This window comes from Microbacterium sp. MYb62, assembly GCF_002979475.1.
GTDB lineage: Bacteria > Actinomycetota > Actinomycetes > Actinomycetales > Microbacteriaceae > Microbacterium.
The window spans coordinates 282,525-298,873 of the sequence record NZ_PCOY01000003.1 but is presented as its reverse complement, the minus strand read 5'-3'; the positions used below and the strand labels follow the sequence as shown (position 1 = coordinate 298,873).

Below are 16,349 nucleotides of genomic sequence, written 5' to 3'. Positions count from 1 at the left end.
CGGGAACCGTGGCTTACTTAGCTAAGCCTAACCAAAACTCATTCCTTCACCCGACTGCATTGCGGCACCGCAGGCACGTGTCTTTCGCGCGCCCGGAGCCGTGGAGAATCGTGAACGCCACAGCCACAGCATCCTCAGGGGGCGGCCGCATACGCGTGCTGCTCGCCGCCTTCGTCTCCTTCCTCCTCATCGCGGCCGGCGCGGTGATCGTCCCGCCCGCGCATGCCGCCGGCGCGACGGTGACGACCACGATCGCCTCCGCCGACGCTTCCGGTGCGAGCGTTCAGGTGCAGGCGAGCGGTCTGCCCGAGGTCGAAGGCGCATACGCGGCTCTCATCGTGAAGGGCACGGAGTCAGGGCTCACCGGTGGCGGCGGATACGCCGCATTCGTGATGCCGACCGTCGCCGGAGGGGCGAGTACGTTCACGCTCGTCGCGCCGGCCGGCTCGCTGGACCGCACGAAGACGTACGAGGTGCTCGTGTGGCAGAAGCATTCGAACCCGAACGAGACCACGATCTACGGCCGGGGCGACGTCGCCCTCTCGGCCGGGCAGTGGGATGCCGTGTTCGGCCCGGTGCCCACCGACCCGGGAACGGACCCGGGCACCGATCCTGGCACCGACCCGGGGACTGATCCTGGAACCGACCCGGGGACTGATCCTGGAACTGACCCGGGTGCTGAGCCCGGGACTGACCCGGGTGCTGAGCCTGGGACTGATCCTGGAACCGACCCGGGCCCCGACCCCGGCGTGACCCCGCCGGCCTCCGCCGCTATCGAGGTCTTCCTCGCCGACGGCACCACGCCGGCCGCAGGCGCCGCACTCAAGGCCGGCGACAAGGTCGTCGTGAAGGGATCCGGCTACGACCCGACGGCGAACCTCGGCACCGAGGGGCGGGGTGTGCCCATTCCGAAGCACCTCCCGCAGGGCACCTATGTGGTCTTCGGCAACTTCGCTTCGGCATGGCAGCCGTCGGTCGGCGCCGCACCGGCGACGCGGTCCTCCGGATCGCAGGTCTGGGCTCTGGCCGAGGGAGTGCTGAACCAGGTGCCCGCGCAATACCAGAGCGCGATCCGTGCGCAGTGGGTCGACATCGCAGCCGACGGCACCTTCCAGGCGACGGTGACCCTGAAGGACGCGGCGACGACGCCGGGGTCGTACGGGATCTACACGTATGCCGCCGGTGGCGTGATCAACGCCGATCAGGAGCGCAGCGTCGCCCTGAACTACACCGAGGCTCCGGCTGTCTCCGCGGTCGTGAAGTCGGCGACCGCGAAGGACGGCCTGACCGTCACGGCATCCGGCTCGAAGCTGGGTGCGATCACCGGCGCCTACGTCGCGGTGATCGAGAAGGGCACCGAGGCGAACGTCACCGGCGGCGGCGGGTTCCTCGCGATGCAGTACGTGCGCCCGATCTCCGGCGGCGTCTTCACGGTCGACCTGACCGCCGTGGCCGACAAGCTCGACCGCACCAAGTCGTACGAGGTCATCGCGTGGAAGCAGCACTCGAACCCCGATGCGAGCACGATCTATGCACGCTCGACCATCTCGGTCTCCGACGCGCAGTGGGAGGCCCTGAAGCCGGCTCCGGTCTCGGCGGCGATCGAGGTGTTCCTCGCCGACGGCACGACACCCGCCGCAGGTGTCGCGCTCGACGCAGGCGACAAGGTCGTCGTGAAGGGCTCGGGCTATGACCCGACCGCGAATGTCGGTGGACGCGGGATGCCGATCCCGGCGCACCTCCCGCAGGGCACCTACGTGGTCTTCGGCAACTTCGGCTCGGCGTGGCAGCCCTCGACAGGGGCGGCATCGTCGACCCGCTCGGTGGGCGCGCAGGTCTGGGCTCTGGCCGAGGGCGTGCTTAACCAGGTGCCGGCGCAGTTCCAGGGCGCGATCCGTGCGCAATGGGTGGACATCGCCGCCGACGGCACGTTCCAGGCGACGCTGACGCTGAAGGATGCCGCCGCGACCCCCGGATCCTACGGCGTCTACACCTACGGCGCCGGTGGCGTCGCGAACGCCGACCAGGAGCGCAGCGTCGCCCTGAACTACGGCGACACCTCGGTCGTCACCTCCACCGTGAAGTCGGCGAGCGTGAAGGACGGCCTGACCGTCACGGCTGCGGCTTCGAAGCTCGGTGCGATCACCGGTGCCTACGTCGCGGTGATCGAGAAGGGCGCCGAGGGGAGCGTCACCGCAGGCGGCGGGTTCCTCGCGATGCAGTACGTGCAGAAGATCACGGGCGGCGCGTTCACGGTGGATCTGACGGCCGCGGCCGACAAGCTCGACCGCACGAAGGCGTATGAGGTGATCGTCTGGAAGCAGCACTCGATGCCCGATGCGAACACGATCTACGCCCGAGGCGCCGTCACCGTCAGCGACGCGCAGTGGGACACGCTCTTCCCCGCGGGACCGACCGTGGCGACGACGGTCAAGGCTGCGACCGCGAAGGACGGCCTGACCGTCGCAGCAGCGGCCACGAACCTCGGCGAGATCCCTGGCGCCTATGTCGCCCTGATCGAAGCCGGCACCGAGGGCAAGGTGAGTGCCGATGGCGGGTTCCTCGCGATGCAGTACGTGCAGAAGGTCACGTTCGGGGCCTTCGCGGTCGATCTCACGACCGCGGCGAAGAACCTCGACCGCACGAAGTCGTATGAGGTGATCGTGTGGAAGCAGCACTCGAATCCGGACGCGAGCACGATCTACGCCCGCTCGACCGTGACGATCACCCCGCAGCAGTGGGACGACCTGTTCGGTGTGACGGTGCCGGAGAAGCCCGTCACCCCGACGACTCCGCCCGCGAACGTCCCTGGCGGATCACTCCGCTGGGCGATCTCGTCGTCGTTCACGAACTACATCACGGGCGACATCGCGAAGGGCTCGATCGCGGTCTCCGACGGCGCGACCCGTTCGGGTGGACAGTTCCAGTTCGGTCAGACCGTCGGCGGCGACTTCGACGTGAACACCGGCCTCGGCAGCGTCGTCTACCGCGGCTCGGTGCGCTTCACCGGTCACCAGGGCGTGCTCGATGTGACCGTGTCGAACCCGCAGATCCGCATCACCTCGGCATCGGCGGCGACGCTGTACGTCACGAGCGGCGGCGCACAGGTGCCGTTCGCGACGCTCGACCTCTCCAACGCGGCGCGCATCGCGGCCAACGGCGCCGTGACCTACACGGCGGCACCCGCGGCGCTGACGGATGCCGGTCGTGACCGCGTGCTGTCCGGCTACGGGACCGCGCTGAACCCGGTGACGTTCACGATCGGCTCCGTCGCGGCGGCGCCGGCCGGTTCGAGCGGAACGGTGGCTGCCGCTGTCGTGAAGCCGAAGACCACCCTCCCGGCTACCCCGCCGACGACCGTGGGCATCGACGTGGACGAGGAGAACCTCGCAGCCCTCGGAGCGGGCCAGCCGGCCACGGTGTCGGCATCCGGATTCCGGGCGAACGAGCAGGGCATCAAGGTCGTCGTGTACTCGACGCCCGTGCTGCTCGAGACGGTGACGGCCGACGCGAACGGCGTCGCGACCTGGTCGGGTGCGCTGCCCGCGAGCCTCGAAGACGGCGAGCACACCCTCACGTTCCAGGGGTCGGTGAACCGCGGTCTCGCGTTCACGCTGAACCGGGCGACGACGGTGGTAGGTGTCTGCACCGTCGAGGGCGCCACGCTCGAGTGGGGCTACAAGGAGTCGTTCCGCACCTACATCGAGGGCATCGCGAAGGGTGGCTGGACGCTGACCGACGTGACTTACCAGTACCCCGACTACGTGTGGGCGAACGGCACCGGATCGTTCGACGACAAGACCCTGACCGGGCTCGTCACCTACGGCGGCAGCATCACCTTCACGGGTCACGACGGTGCGTTGAACACGACCCTCGCCGGTGCACGCATCGAGCTCGCCGGAGACAAGGGCTACATCGTCTTCGACGTGACGGGTACGACGCAGGGCGGCGAGAGCATCGACCAGAAGAACGTCCGCCTCGCGGAGTTCGCACTCGGAGATGCGGCAGTCGTCGACGGCGCGCTCACACTCGACGCGCTTCCGACCACCCTGACCGAGGCCGGAGCAGCCGCGTTCGGCACCTACGCCGCCGGCGAGGAGCTCGACCCGGTCACGGCCGTGATCCCGGTCGGCGCGGACTGCGGCGTCGCCGAGGATAAGCCCGAGACCGACTCCGAGGCGACCGCAGCGGTGACCACCGCGAACGAGCCCGCGGCATCCGAGGACGCTCCGGTGTGGCCGTGGATCGTCGGTGGACTGGTGGTCGTGGCGCTGGCGGCCACCGGCGGTGTGCTGCTCGTCCGCCGCAACCGCAAGGACGAGACCGCCGAGACGACGACCGAGGTCTAGTCGAGGCACAACACGGAACGGCCCTCCCCGCGGCGGACGCGGGGAGGGCCGTTCTGCGTCTCCGGTGTACGGATGGCGGGACGATGAACGGATGCAGGGAGGAATCGGCCTGCGGAGCCTGCATCCCTCCGATCTCCCGACCGATGCGCACGCAGACCCCGGCACACAGCATCCGTCGGCGGTGGGACAATGGAGGCATGGCCCCCACCGATTCCCACCAGACCGTCGAAGCGACCGTGCGCCGTGTGCCGCGGTACGGCGTGCTCATGGGCATCGGAGTGGTCGTCGGTGTCATCGCCGCCGGCATCCTCACCTGGACCGGCAGCTTCGACGAATCGCAGGCGCTCGACGTCGTCTACCCGCCCGGTCAGGTGTTCGGCTTCCTCCTGCTGTGGACGGTGCCCATCGGCATCGCGCTCGGCGGCGTCGTCGGCCTCATCATGGAGCGCATCGCCCGCCGTCACGACCGGGTCGTCCGGGTCGACCGCGAGACCGTCGTCGAGGAGGACTGACCCTCCACCTGTCGCCGAGTGCACGGCCTGCCGCCGAGTGCACGGCTTCTTCGCGCAGGTATCCCGTGCACTCGTACGCAGGCCGTGCACTCGCGGCGGCGGTGAAACCCCGGAAACTGCGGGCCTACGCCAGCTCGGCGATCACCGGGCGGATGGCGGCGTCGAAGGCCACCACGTCGCGGCGCAGTCCGTCGGTCACCGCGACCGTGAGAGCCCCGATCCACCAGATGCCGCGCTGCGAGAACGGCAGCACCTGCACGTTCAGCTCGAACGAATGCGCGCGGCGGCCGACCTCGCGCTCGAACTCCGCGATCGCGCTCGCGTAGGCGCGATAGGCATCGCCACCCGTGTGGCTCTTCATGGAGCTGACGTAGCGGTCGTGCGCCGCGCGCGCGTAGAGCAGCACGGATGTCGCCTGCGGGGCGATCGCCGCGGCGAGCTCCTCCGCCCCCGAGGCGGGCAGAGCGACCAGCGTGTCGAACCCCTCGATGAGTTCCAGGGGCACATCGGAGGGATGCGCGCGAGGCTCGACCGTCATGTCCCAGTAGTCCCGCCACTGCGCTTCGACCGCCGCGGAGGCATCGACCGCATCCGGCGCGCGCACCGCCAGCTCGCGCAGAGCAGGCAAGTCTTCGGGTGTGCGGATCCCGAGGCGCTGCCGCAGCGCGAGCGCCACGAGCACCGGAACGCTCGCGTCTTCGCGGATGAGCCACTGCGGCTTGTCGGCCATGGCCCCATCGTAGGCGGACGGAGGCTCCGGATCCGAGGTCCGTCCTCGCGGATGGCCGAGCCCGTCGCGGGCGGTAGGCTGAGGGGGTGGCTGCCTCCCCCACCAATCCCTATTCCGAAGCCGGCGTCGACACCGCTGCAGGTGATCTCGCCGTCGAGCTGATGAAGTCTTCCGTGCGCGCGACGCACGGCCCCGAAGTGCTCGGCGGTGTCGGCGGATTCGCCGGCCTGTTCGACGCCAGCGCACTGCGCGACTTCCGTCGCCCGCTGCTCGCGACCAGCACCGACGGCGTCGGCACCAAGGTCGCGATCGCGCAGGCGATCGACAAGCACGACACGATCGGGCAAGACCTCGTCGGCATGGTCGTCGACGACATCGTCGTGGTGGGCGCGAAACCGCTCTTCATGACCGATTACATCGCGTGCGGCAAGGTGGTCCCCGAGCGCATCGCCGACATCGTGCGCGGCATCGCCGAGGCGTGCTCCGCCACCGGCACGGCGCTGGTCGGCGGCGAGACCGCGGAGCACCCCGGCCTGCTCGGACCGCGTGACTACGACGTGGCGGGCGCCGCGACCGGTGTGGTCGAGGCGGATGCCATCCTCGGCGCGGATCGCGTGCAGGACGGCGACGCCGTGATCGCGGTCGCCTCCAGCGGGCTGCACTCCAACGGCTACTCGCTCGTCCGCCACATCGTCACCCGTGCGGGCATCGGCTACGGCGACAACGCGGCCGACTTCGGCACCACCTGGGGCGAGGCCCTCCTCGAGCCGACGCGGCTCTACACGCTGCCGCTGCTGCGCCTCATCGAACAACTCGGCGGCGCGGTCCACTCGCTCAGCCATGTCACCGGCGGCGGCATCGCGGCGAACCTCGCCCGCGTGCTCCCGCAGGGGAGCTGGGCCGAGGTCGACCGCAACAGCTGGTCGCCGAGCCCCGTCTTCCGTGTGCTCAGCGACATCGCCGGCTCCACGCTGGAGTCTGCAGAGGGAACCTGGAACCTCGGCATCGGCTTCCTCGCCGTGGTCGCCGCAGACAAGAAGGATGCCGCGATCGCGGCGCTGAACGCCGAGGGCATGCCCTCCTGGCAGGTCGGGACCGTCGGCTTCGGCCCGCGTCCGGCCGGCGAATTCGAACAGGGCGCCAAGGGCGTCGACGGTGGAGCAGTGCGCCTGGTCGGCGCCTATGCGGACGGAGCGAAGTAAGAGCCCATGTGCGGCATCGTCGGAATGGTGGGCTCTGCCCCGGTCAATCAGGACATCTACGACGCACTCCTGCTGCTGCAGCACCGCGGCCAGGACGCGACGGGCATCGCCACCGCCGAGGCGAACGGCGTGATGCACAACGCCAAGGCGCAGGGCATGGTCCGCGAGGCGTTCCGCACCCGCGACATGCGCGCGCTGCTCGGCAACGTCGGCCTCGGTCACGTGCGCTATGCGACCAAGGGCACGGCTTCGAACGAAGAGGAGATGCAGCCGTTCTACGTGAATGCGCCCTACGGCATCATCCTCATCCACAACGGCAACCTCACCAACACGCGTGAGCTCACGGCCGAGATGGCCAAGCGCGACCGCCGTCACCTCAACTCCTCCAGCGACACCGAGCTGCTGCTCAACGTGCTCGCCGGCGAGCTGCAGAACACGACGTCCACCGTCGACCTCGACCCCGAGCGCGTCTTCGAGGCCGTCGCCCGCACGCACGAGCGCATCGAGGGCGCCTATGCGGTGATCGCCGTGATCGCCGGATACGGTCTGCTCGCCTTCCGGGATCCTTTCGGCATCCGCCCCCTGATCCTCGGACGCCGTCCGTCGACGGTGCCCGGTGCCGAAGGGCGCGACGAGTGGGTCGTCGCGAGCGAGTCGCTCGTGCTCGAGAACGGCGACTACGAGGTCGTCCGCGAGGTCGAGCCCGGCGAGGCGATCTTCATCACCAACGAAGGCGAGTTCCACTCCCAGCAGTGCGCCACGGCCGCGACTCTCGCACCCTGCGCCTTCGAGTACGTCTACCTCGCCCGTCCCGACTCCGTCATGAACGGCATCTCGGTGTACGAGTCGCGTCTGCGCATGGGCGACCGCCTCGCCGACACGATCGCCAAGCACGTGCCGATGGACAAGATCGACGTCGTGATGCCCATCCCCGACTCCTCGCGCCCCGCCGCGATGGAGGTCGCCCGCAAGCTCGGCATCGAGTACCGCGAGGGCTTCTACAAGAACCGCTACGTCGGCCGCACCTTCATCATGCCCGGCCAGGCCGTGCGCAAGAAGAGCGTCCGCCAGAAGCTCAACGCCATGTCGACCGAGTTCCAGGGCAAGAACGTGCTGTTGATCGACGACTCGATCGTGCGCGGGACGACCTCCAAGGAGATCATCCAGATGGCGCGGGATGCCGGCGCCGCCTCGGTCACCTTCGCCTCCGCGGCCCCGCCGGTGCGGCATCCGCACGTGTACGGAATCAACATGCCGTCGCGTCACGAGCTCATCGCGCACGGGCGGACGATCCCCGAGATCGCCGAAGAGCTCGGCTGCGATCACCTCGTCTACCAGGAGGTCGACGACCTCAAGGCGGCGATCATCGAGGGGTCGGTCCTGACCGACCTCGACATGAGCTGCTTCGACGGCCGGTATGTGACCGGTACCGTCTCGGATGAGTACCTCGCCTGGGTGGAGGGGTCGCAGACCTCATGACGTCGCCGAGCGCACGACCGCTCTGGCAGGGTCGGGCTCTCGCACTCGTGGGGATCGTCCTGGTGGCGTTCTCGCTGCGCTCGGCGGTCGCCTCCCTCTCGCCGGTCATCGACCACGTCGCCGACGACTTCCCGGTCTCGCCGGTCGTCGTCGGCCTGATCGGCGCCGCGCCGCCGGTGTGCTTCGCGATCTTCGGTCTGCTCACCCCGCTGTTCGAGCGTCGATTCGGCCTGGAGCGGATGGCCGTCGCGGCGATCACGCTGATGGCGCTGGGCATGCTGCTGCGGGGCGTCGCCGTGGATTCGACCAGCCTGCTGGCGGCGACCGCTGTCGTGTTCGCCGGTGTCGGATCGGGCAACGTGCTGCTGCCGCCGCTGGTGAAGAAGTACTTCCCCGATCGGCTCGGGATCGTGATGACGATCTACTCGACCACGTTGGCGGTGTCGACGTTCCTTCCACCGCTGGTCGCCGTGCCGGTCGCCGACTCCCTCGGCTGGCGGGTGTCGCTGGGCATGTGGGGGATCGTGGCGGGGATCGCGCTGGTGCCGTGGGTGGCACTGCTGCTGAAGAACGGTTCGCGGGCGGGCGAGCCGGTGAAGACCGAACTGCTCGTCCCCGATCCCACCGACGGCGTCAACGACATGCAGGATGCGGTGGCCGTCGCGACCGGTCCGATCTCGACTTCTCCGGCGAACCGTCGGCATTTCGCCCGCCTCTGGCGACTCCCCCTCGCCTGGGCGCTCGCGATCGTCTTCGGCGCTTCGTCCACCATGGCCTATGTCTCCTTCGCGTGGATGCCAACCATGCTCGTCGACATCGGCGGCGTCACTCCGGCGACCGCAGGGTTCCTGCTCTCCCTGTTCGCGCTGATCGGTCTGCCGTGCTCACTGCTCGTGCCGATCCTGGTCGTCCGCTTCCAAGCCACTCGTCCGCTTTTCTTCGTGGCCGTCGGCGGCGGACTGGTCGGGCTCACAGGTCTCCTGCTCGCGCCGACCGTCGCCCTGCCGCTGTGGGTGAGCATCTTCGGCCTCACGGCCATCATGTTCCCGCTCAGCCTCGTGCTGCTCAGCATCCGTGCCCGCACACCCGAGAGCGCGGTGGCGTTGAGCGGGTTCGTGCAGAGCATCGGCTATGCGATCGCGGCGACCTTTCCCCTGCTGATCGGGCTGCTGCACGAGACGACCGCGGGCTGGCAGATACCGCTGCTCGTCATCGCGGGTGTCCTGATCGTCGCGATCCCCGCCGGCATCGTCGCGGGGCGTCGTCGCACGGTCGAGGACGAGTGGGAGCACCGGCACGGCCGCTGGTGAGTCCGTGGGCCGAGCCTTGGCGTGGCGTCGAATGCAGGAACGCCGCGCACTTTAGTCCTGTTTATTGACTATAAGTGGGAATACACACAGACTTGTTCCCACATGCTCGGTGAGCGAAGCGGAAACGAGGGACCCGATGGAGCACACGCCCGACGCGTCTGGGGCCGTGACGGCGTGGCCAGCTCATGTCGTCGAGACGCGTCCCTGGCGCCAACAGTTTCGCAGCGGGACCAAGGCGGATCGAATGCTCAGCCATGTCGATGCCGCGATCCCACCCTTCATCGCTGCGCTCGACTACTCACCGCCGCTCTCACTCATCGGAGAGCTGGAAACGGCGCTGATGTCGATCACCCGAGCGGACGCGGATGCAGAGGGGCACAGCGTCGCGGTGTCGCGTTTCATGATCCGTAGTGAGTCGGTGGCGTCGTCGAAGATCGAGCGCATCGCCGCATCGGCCGAAGACTATGCCAAGGCGATTGCGGGGAACCGGAGCAACTCCAGTGCGACGAGCATGGTCGCCGCCAGCCGAGCTCTACACGCACTGGTCACCGGCGTGGGCGACCAGAACGGATTCACGCTCGAGGGAGTGCTGTCGGCGCACCAGTCGCTGATGAACGACGACCCGCGCGAAGCGAATTACGCAGGCCGCCTGCGTGACATGCAGAACTGGATCGGTGGCAGCGATCACTCTCCGCGTGGCGCGCTCTACGTGCCGCCCGCGCCTGAACGCGTCGCCGAGCTGATGAGCGACTTGATCGACTATCTGAACCGAGACGACGTGCCGGTGATTGTGCAGGCGGCGATCGCTCACGCGCAGTTCGAATCGATCCATGCCTTCACAGACGGCAACGGACGAATAGGTCGCGCGCTCGTCAGCGCTTCCCTGCGTCGGCGTGGTGTCACCCGGAACGCCGTCGTACCGCTTGCCAGTGGGCTTCTCGCCCAGCGTGAGGGTTACTTCGACGCGCTCACCGCCTACCGCCGAGGCGAAGCCGGTCCGATCATCTCGCTCTTTGCAAAATCGGCCAGGGTGGCCGCGGTGGAGTCGCGCGACTCCATCGCAGCCATCAAGGTACTTCCGAGTGAATGGCGTGAAACCTATCGTCCGCGGACGGGATCGGCCGGAGCTGCTCTGATCGAGGCGTTCTACGATCATCCGGTCATGAGCATGGACGATATCGAGCGGCTTGATCTGGGAAGCAGCTCCCGGATATACGCGGCAGTGGAGGACATGGTCGCTGTCGGAATCCTGCGCGAGATCACCGGGCGCATCCGCGATCGCGTATGGGTCGCGTCGGAGCTGATCGCGGAACTCGATGACCTCGACCGACGAATCCAAGCTGGCATGCGCCGAAGGTGAGGACGAGATGGCTGCTCACTCTGCCATGCGCTCGCCGGCGGGGGACAGCACCCACCAGATGCCGCCGACGCCCTGGCCGGTGACGTCTCCTGCGGCGGCGTCACCGGCGAAGTAGTACAGCGGCCAGCCGTTGAGCGTCACCTGCGTGGAGCCGTCGGCGGTCGTGATGGTGCCGACCTCACCGGTCACTCCCTTCACGGCGGGGGCGTCGCTCTCGACGGTCAGCGGCGGCCAATTCGTGAGGCACTCGCCGGTGCACGAGCTCTCGCCCGAACCCTGGGTGTCGTTGTCGAACATGTAGAGCGTCTTTCCGTCGGCGTCGACGACGATCTCGCCGAGATCCGAGTCCGCGGTCATCAGCGTGCCTGAGCCGGACTCCGATCCCGAGGTGGGGGCGCTCGACTCCGAGGACTGGCCGTAGGCGCCGCCCGTGTCCTCCGTGGTGCCGCCGGAACTTCCGCCGGTCGACGTGCATCCGGCGACGGCGAACGTCATGAGCAGTGCGGCGACGGCCGCGGTCTTCGAGACTCTCGAGAGCATGGTGGACCTCCTGTGCAGGACCGCGGGTGCGGTCATGGAAGACACGAGAGGAGGACGGGAAAGGTTCACGATCCGTCGAGCGAGGAGCGCATCAGCACCGTTCCGGAGTCGACGGCACGGATCTCGACGGCGGAGATGTCGGATGCCTGCAGCTCGGTGCCGGCGCTCAGGCGCGCGGTGGTGCCCGGGTGCGCCCGCCAGGTCGACAGCACGCTCTCGGTGCCGTCGTCGCTCACCACCACCAGCGCGTACGCCCACCCGTCAGCGGGAGCGTCGCCTTCGCTGCCGTAGTCGCAGATCATGTCGAGCCGGGTGCCCCAGGCGACATCGGTGAGGCTGACGGAGGCGGTCAGCGGCGCGTCTCGAAGCTGCTCGAGTGCGATCGTGGTCGACGGTGGACGCAGTTGGGTAGAGATCACGGGCACCGTCACGGCGGCCACGACGATCGCGGCAGCCGCGGCGATGCCCACGATCCACGCACGACGACGGCGGCGGGCGCGCTCGGCGGCGAGGGAGAGCACCCGCGCGCGGTGCTCGGGGGCCGGAGTCTCGGCATCCGATGCCCGCAGCAGCGACTCCGCCCGCTCGGGGGCGACGCGAGAGAGCAGGCCGGGCATCGGTGCGATCTCCGCGATGGCCGCGCGGCACTCGGCGCACTGCGCGAGATGCGCTTCGTATTCGGCGCGGTCGGCGGCGCTGAGAGCTCCGAGCACGTAGGCGGCATCCCAGTCGGCATAGCGCGCGTGGTCGGCGTTCATCGCGTCACTCCCTTCTCCTGCAGCCCGAGTCGGAGGGCGCGCAGGCCATAGTGCAGCCTCGACTTCACGGTTCCCTCGGGGATCGTCAGCTCGTCGGAGATCTCCGACACGGTGAGCCCTCGGTAGTACGCGCGGACCACGACCTCGCGATGTGCCTCGGAGAGGGCGGAGAGCGCCTCCTCGATGAGGATCGCGTCGAAGATCGCGTCGGTGGCGTCGCGCACGGCGGACTCGGGAGGTTCGTCCGTCGTGATCTCCCGGCGATGGTGGGCACTCCGCACCTCATCCACCACCAGGTGGCGAGCGACCGTATACATCCAGGATCGTGTCGACTCCGGATCGTCGGCGAGGATGCGCGGGGTGCGCCAGGCGCGCAGCAGCGTCTCCTGAACCACGTCGTCGGCACCCGCTCGATCCCCGGTGAGGTGCACGACGTAGCGCCAGATCGGTGCCGCATGCGCGTCGTAGAGCGCGCCGAGACGTGCCGCATCATCCCTCGGCATCCGCCACCTCCTTCGGTTCCTCTCCGAAGACACGAGACAGGGCGGCGAGAAGTTCATCTGAACCTCACGCGATGTCAGCCCGTGTCCTGAGTATGGACCTCTTCGAGATCGCCGGCCTCCCGCTGCATCCGCTCATCGTGCACGCGGTGGTCATCCTCGTGCCGCTCACGGCGCTGGCGCTGATCCTCGGCGCCTTCCTCCCCGCCGCGCGCAAGAGGCTCGGCATCGCGACGCCGATCGCCGCGCTGGTCGTGCTGGTGCTCGTTCCCGTCACGATGCTCGCCGGTCAAGCGCTGGCCCAGCAGGTCGGACCGGTGCCGGCCGTCGTCCATCACGCGGCTCTCGGCGGACTCCTGTGGCCGTGGGTGCTGGCGATGTTCGCCGTCGCGGCGGTGCAGTGGTGCTGGTACCGCTTCGGTCAGGGACCCCGCAGGACGGCGCGCATGATTCTGGCCGTACTCGCCGTGGTGAGCGGCGCGGGGAGCACGGTCATGGTCGTGCTCATCGGCGAGGCCGGCGCCCGGGCGGTGTGGGGCGGGTGAGGGCTATCGGGCGGAGCGCGGCGGTGCGGTCGACGAGCGCACGATGAGCTGTGGATCGGTGGAGGGCATCTCGCCGACCGCATCGTGTCCCTCGATCTGCGCGATCAGCCGGAGCGCGGCTGCACGCCCCATCGCCTCGAAGGGCTGGCGGACCGTGGTGAGGGCCGGGGAGGCGTACGCGGCGAGGGCGATGTCGTCGACGCTGACCACCGAGACGTCCTCCGGCACGCTGCGACCGGCCTCATGCAGGGCGCGGATCAGGCCGAACGCCATCTCGTCGCTGCTGACGAACACGGCGGTGGCCTCGGGGATGGCGGCGATGGTGCGACCGGCGCGGTAGCCGGACTCGGGCGTCCAGTCGGCCGGGATCAGCGGCGGAGGCACGATCCCGCGGTCGCGGAGCGTCTGCTCCCACGCCTCGCTGCGCTGCTGCGTCTCGGTCCAGTAGTCGTCGCCCGACACGTGCCACACGGTCTTGTGCCCGAGGTCGAGGAGGTGCTCGACGGCGAGACGGGCGATCGCCCGCTGGTCGACGGCGAGCGGGGCATCCTCCTCGAGGGAGGTGCGCTCGCTGCGGGTCGCAGGAGTGCGCTCGGTGCGCGCTCGCATCGCCGGGCTCTCGAGCTCGACCGGCACACCGAGGATGATGCCTTCGGCTCCCTGACGCTCCAACCGGTCGAAGGCCTCCAGGAACGCCTCGGCCGATGCATGGTCGGCCACGGCCGCCGTCGACACGGTGTATCCGTTCGCCGCGGCCGCCTGCTGGATGCCGACGCCGAGCGCGGCCGACGAGTAGCGGTCGGTCGAGACCACGATGACGCCCAGCACACGGGTGCGGCCGGAGGCGAGAGAGGCGGCGGCGGCATGCACGCGGTAGCCGAGTTCCTCGACGGCGGCCAGCACTCGTCTGGCGGTATCCGGACGCACGTTGTCCTGCCCGGACATGACGCGCGAGACGGTCTGCGTGGAGACTCCGGCGAGCTGGGCGACATCGACCTGGCTGGGGGCGCGGTCGTCTCTCGGGCGACGAGGTGACATGTGCTCAATGGTAGCGATCAATCGGCGTGAATCCAGGAGGCGGCGAGTCGTGTGATGCGATAATGTGAACGCAAACACTCGTGCTTGGAGCGCTATGCCTGACCTTCTCGCCTCGGCTTTCGACGGCTCTTCCGTTGCCGTCGACGCCCCGGCCGCCGCGTCGCCGATCGGCGCGCCCACCCTGACCTGGCGCGACGGGGAGATCCTTCGCGACGGTGTCGCGCACCGCATCCTCGCGGGCTCGATCCACTACTTCCGGGTGCACCCCGACCAGTGGGAGGACCGCCTGCGCAGGCTCGCCGCGATGGGCGCGAACACGGTCGACACGTATGTCGCGTGGAACTTCCACGAACGCGTCGAGGGCGACGTGCGCTTCGATGGATGGCGTGACATCGAGCGCTTCATCCGCCTGGCCGGAGAAGTGGGGCTGGACGTCTTCGTGCGCCCCAGCCCGTACATCTGCGCGGAGTGGTCCAACGGCGGCATCCCGTTCTGGCTGTCGGGGCGCGTCGCCGCGCTGCGCACCAGCGATCCGGACTTCCTGGCCGCGGTCGACGCCTGGTACGACGAGCTGATCCCCCGGCTCGTCCCGCTCCAGGCCTCGCACGGCGGACCGATCGTCGCGGTCCAGATCGAGAACGAGTACGGCTCTTTCGGCAGCGACGCCGGCTACCTCGCCCACCTGCGCGACGGCCTCCGTGCGCGTGGAATGGTCGAGATGCTCACGACCGCCGACGGCATCACGGGCGACATGATCGAGCACGGCAGTGTGCCAGGCGCCATGGCGACGTTCACCTTCGGCACCGGAGTCGCGAGGGCCGTGGAGCTGCGACGCGAGGGCGACGCCCTCATGTGCAGCGAGCTGTGGGGCGGCTGGTTCGACCACTGGGGCGAGCGCCACCACGTGCGCTCAGCCGCGAGCACCGGGGGCACGATCGAGGAGCTGCTGGCCGCCGGCGGATCCGTGAGCCTCTACATGGCGCACGGTGGCACCAACTTCGGCCTCTGGAACGGTGCGAACCACGACCAGGTGCTGCAGCCGACCGTCACCAGCTACGACTCGGATGCGCCGATCGGCGAAGACGGCACGCTCAACGAGAAGTTCCACGCACTGCGCGAGATGTTCGCGCCGTTCCACGCACGCGAGCTCCCACCTGTCCCCGCATCCCCGCGGCGACAGGCCGCGGCGTCCGCGGCACTCACCCCGCGCGCCTCTCTGCGGGAGTTGATCGCTGCTCTCCCGGTGACCGGCGACGTCTCGCCTCGACCGCGCACGTTCGAAGAGCTCGGCGCCGAAGACGGCCTGGTCGCCTACGAGGCGGACGTATCCTTCCCGGCCGACGCGACGCTCACGATCGACGGGCTGCACGACCGTGCCGTGGTGTTCCTCGACAGTCAGGCCCTCGGCGTACTCGAGCGCGACGGCGAGACGTCTCTCACTCTGCCCGTCGACGGGGGAGCGGGCCGGCTCACGATCGTCGTCGAGAGCCTCGGGCGCATCAACTACGGTCCGTACACGGGCGAGGGCAAGGGCATCATGCGCGGCGTGATGATCGGTCGGCGACTGGTCAACGGCTGGACGCATCGCCTGGTTCCGCAGGGAGCTCCGGATCGGGCCTCCGGGTCGGCTTCGGAGGCTTCCGACGGCGTCGCCGTCGCGTCCTTCGACATCGATGAGCCGCTGGATGCCTGGCTCGCCTTCCCCGGTGGATCGAAGGGCATGGTCTGGCTGAACGGCTTCCTCCTCGGTCGGTATTGGAAGGTCGGACCGCAGGGGACGCTCTATGCGCCGGCGCCGCTGTGGAAGGCCGGGCGCAACGAGATCGTGGTGCTCGACACCGACGGTCTCGGTTCGACGGTCGAGATCCGCGAACAGCCGTCCTTCGGCGAGGCCGAGGAGTTCATCGGCTCCTGACCCAGGAGGCTGCGAGAGCCGCCCTGCACTTCGTGTGCGGGGCGGCTCTTCTCGTCAGTGCGGGACTACTTTTGGCCAATGTTTGCGCTCGCTATGGGCAAATGCTTGATA

Annotated in this window: 13 protein-coding genes; 8 read left to right on the top strand and 5 right to left on the bottom strand. The window is 69.0% G+C overall.

Annotation, left to right across the window (positions count from 1 at the left end):
* Positions 1-110 precede the first annotated feature (110 nt).
* The gene (locus CQ042_RS06185) at positions 111-4,349 is read left to right on the top strand and encodes an HtaA domain-containing protein (RefSeq protein WP_146115360.1); all 4,239 of its coding nucleotides are present in this window, start codon (positions 111-113) and stop codon (positions 4,347-4,349) included.
* Between the two features lie 197 nt (positions 4,350-4,546).
* On the top strand, positions 4,547-4,861 hold the full coding sequence (locus CQ042_RS06180; RefSeq protein ID WP_105669581.1) for a potassium transporter Trk: 315 nt from the start codon (positions 4,547-4,549) through the stop codon (positions 4,859-4,861).
* 124 nt (positions 4,862-4,985) lie between these two features.
* Here CQ042_RS06180 and CQ042_RS06175 read toward each other — a convergent pair whose 3' ends face one another.
* The gene (locus CQ042_RS06175) at positions 4,986-5,591 is read right to left on the bottom strand and encodes a zinc-binding alcohol dehydrogenase (protein WP_105669580.1); all 606 of its coding nucleotides are present in this window, start codon (positions 5,589-5,591) and stop codon (positions 4,986-4,988) included.
* Positions 5,592-5,677: 86 nt separating this feature from the next.
* Here CQ042_RS06175 and purM point away from each other — a divergent pair, with 86 nt between their 5' ends.
* The 4 genes from purM to CQ042_RS06155 all read left to right on the top strand — a co-directional run bounded on the left by purM (position 5,678) and on the right by CQ042_RS06155 (position 10,942).
* Positions 5,678-6,793, top strand: a complete 1,116-nt coding sequence (purM, locus tag CQ042_RS06170) for a phosphoribosylformylglycinamidine cyclo-ligase (protein WP_105669579.1) — start codon at positions 5,678-5,680, stop codon at positions 6,791-6,793.
* A gap of 6 nt (positions 6,794-6,799) precedes the next feature.
* Complete coding sequence (gene purF / locus CQ042_RS06165) at positions 6,800-8,272, top strand: amidophosphoribosyltransferase (protein ID WP_105669578.1); 1,473 nt, start codon at positions 6,800-6,802, stop codon at positions 8,270-8,272.
* Positions 8,269-9,582 carry a CynX/NimT family MFS transporter gene (locus CQ042_RS06160; protein ID WP_105669577.1) on the top strand — a complete coding sequence of 438 codons (1,314 nt, stop codon included), beginning with the start codon at positions 8,269-8,271 and terminating at the stop codon, positions 9,580-9,582. Before purF ends, CQ042_RS06160 begins: the two co-directional genes overlap by 4 nt.
* Positions 9,583-9,718: 136 nt before the next feature.
* Entirely contained in the window at positions 9,719-10,942 is a 1,224-nt protein-coding gene (locus tag CQ042_RS06155; protein WP_258132073.1) for a Fic family protein, read from the top strand.
* Positions 10,943-10,957: 15 nt separating this feature from the next.
* Here the strand turns inward: CQ042_RS06155 and CQ042_RS06150 are convergent, their stop codons facing one another.
* The 3 genes from CQ042_RS06150 to CQ042_RS06140 all read right to left on the bottom strand — a co-directional run bounded on the left by CQ042_RS06150 (position 10,958) and on the right by CQ042_RS06140 (position 12,743).
* Entirely contained in the window at positions 10,958-11,482 is a 525-nt protein-coding gene (locus CQ042_RS06150; RefSeq protein ID WP_105669575.1) for a hypothetical protein, read from the bottom strand.
* 65 nt (positions 11,483-11,547) lie between these two features.
* The gene (locus tag CQ042_RS06145) at positions 11,548-12,240 is read right to left on the bottom strand and encodes a zf-HC2 domain-containing protein (protein WP_105669574.1); all 693 of its coding nucleotides are present in this window, start codon (positions 12,238-12,240) and stop codon (positions 11,548-11,550) included.
* On the bottom strand, positions 12,237-12,743 hold the full coding sequence (locus tag CQ042_RS06140) for a sigma-70 family RNA polymerase sigma factor (protein WP_105669573.1): 507 nt from the start codon (positions 12,741-12,743) through the stop codon (positions 12,237-12,239). Before CQ042_RS06140 ends, CQ042_RS06145 begins: the two co-directional genes overlap by 4 nt.
* Before the next feature lie 71 nt (positions 12,744-12,814).
* On the opposite strand from CQ042_RS06140, the gene CQ042_RS06135 reads away from it, so the two are divergent.
* Complete coding sequence (locus tag CQ042_RS06135) at positions 12,815-13,285, top strand: DUF2231 domain-containing protein (protein WP_258132072.1); 471 nt, start codon at positions 12,815-12,817, stop codon at positions 13,283-13,285.
* Positions 13,286-13,288: 3 nt separating this feature from the next.
* Here CQ042_RS06135 and CQ042_RS06130 read toward each other — a convergent pair whose 3' ends face one another.
* On the bottom strand, positions 13,289-14,323 hold the full coding sequence (locus CQ042_RS06130) for a LacI family DNA-binding transcriptional regulator (RefSeq protein ID WP_105669571.1): 1,035 nt from the start codon (positions 14,321-14,323) through the stop codon (positions 13,289-13,291).
* A gap of 94 nt (positions 14,324-14,417) precedes the next feature.
* Here CQ042_RS06130 and CQ042_RS06125 point away from each other — a divergent pair, with 94 nt between their 5' ends.
* The gene (locus CQ042_RS06125) at positions 14,418-16,238 is read left to right on the top strand and encodes a beta-galactosidase family protein (RefSeq protein ID WP_105669570.1); all 1,821 of its coding nucleotides are present in this window, start codon (positions 14,418-14,420) and stop codon (positions 16,236-16,238) included.
* Positions 16,239-16,349 lie beyond the last annotated feature (111 nt).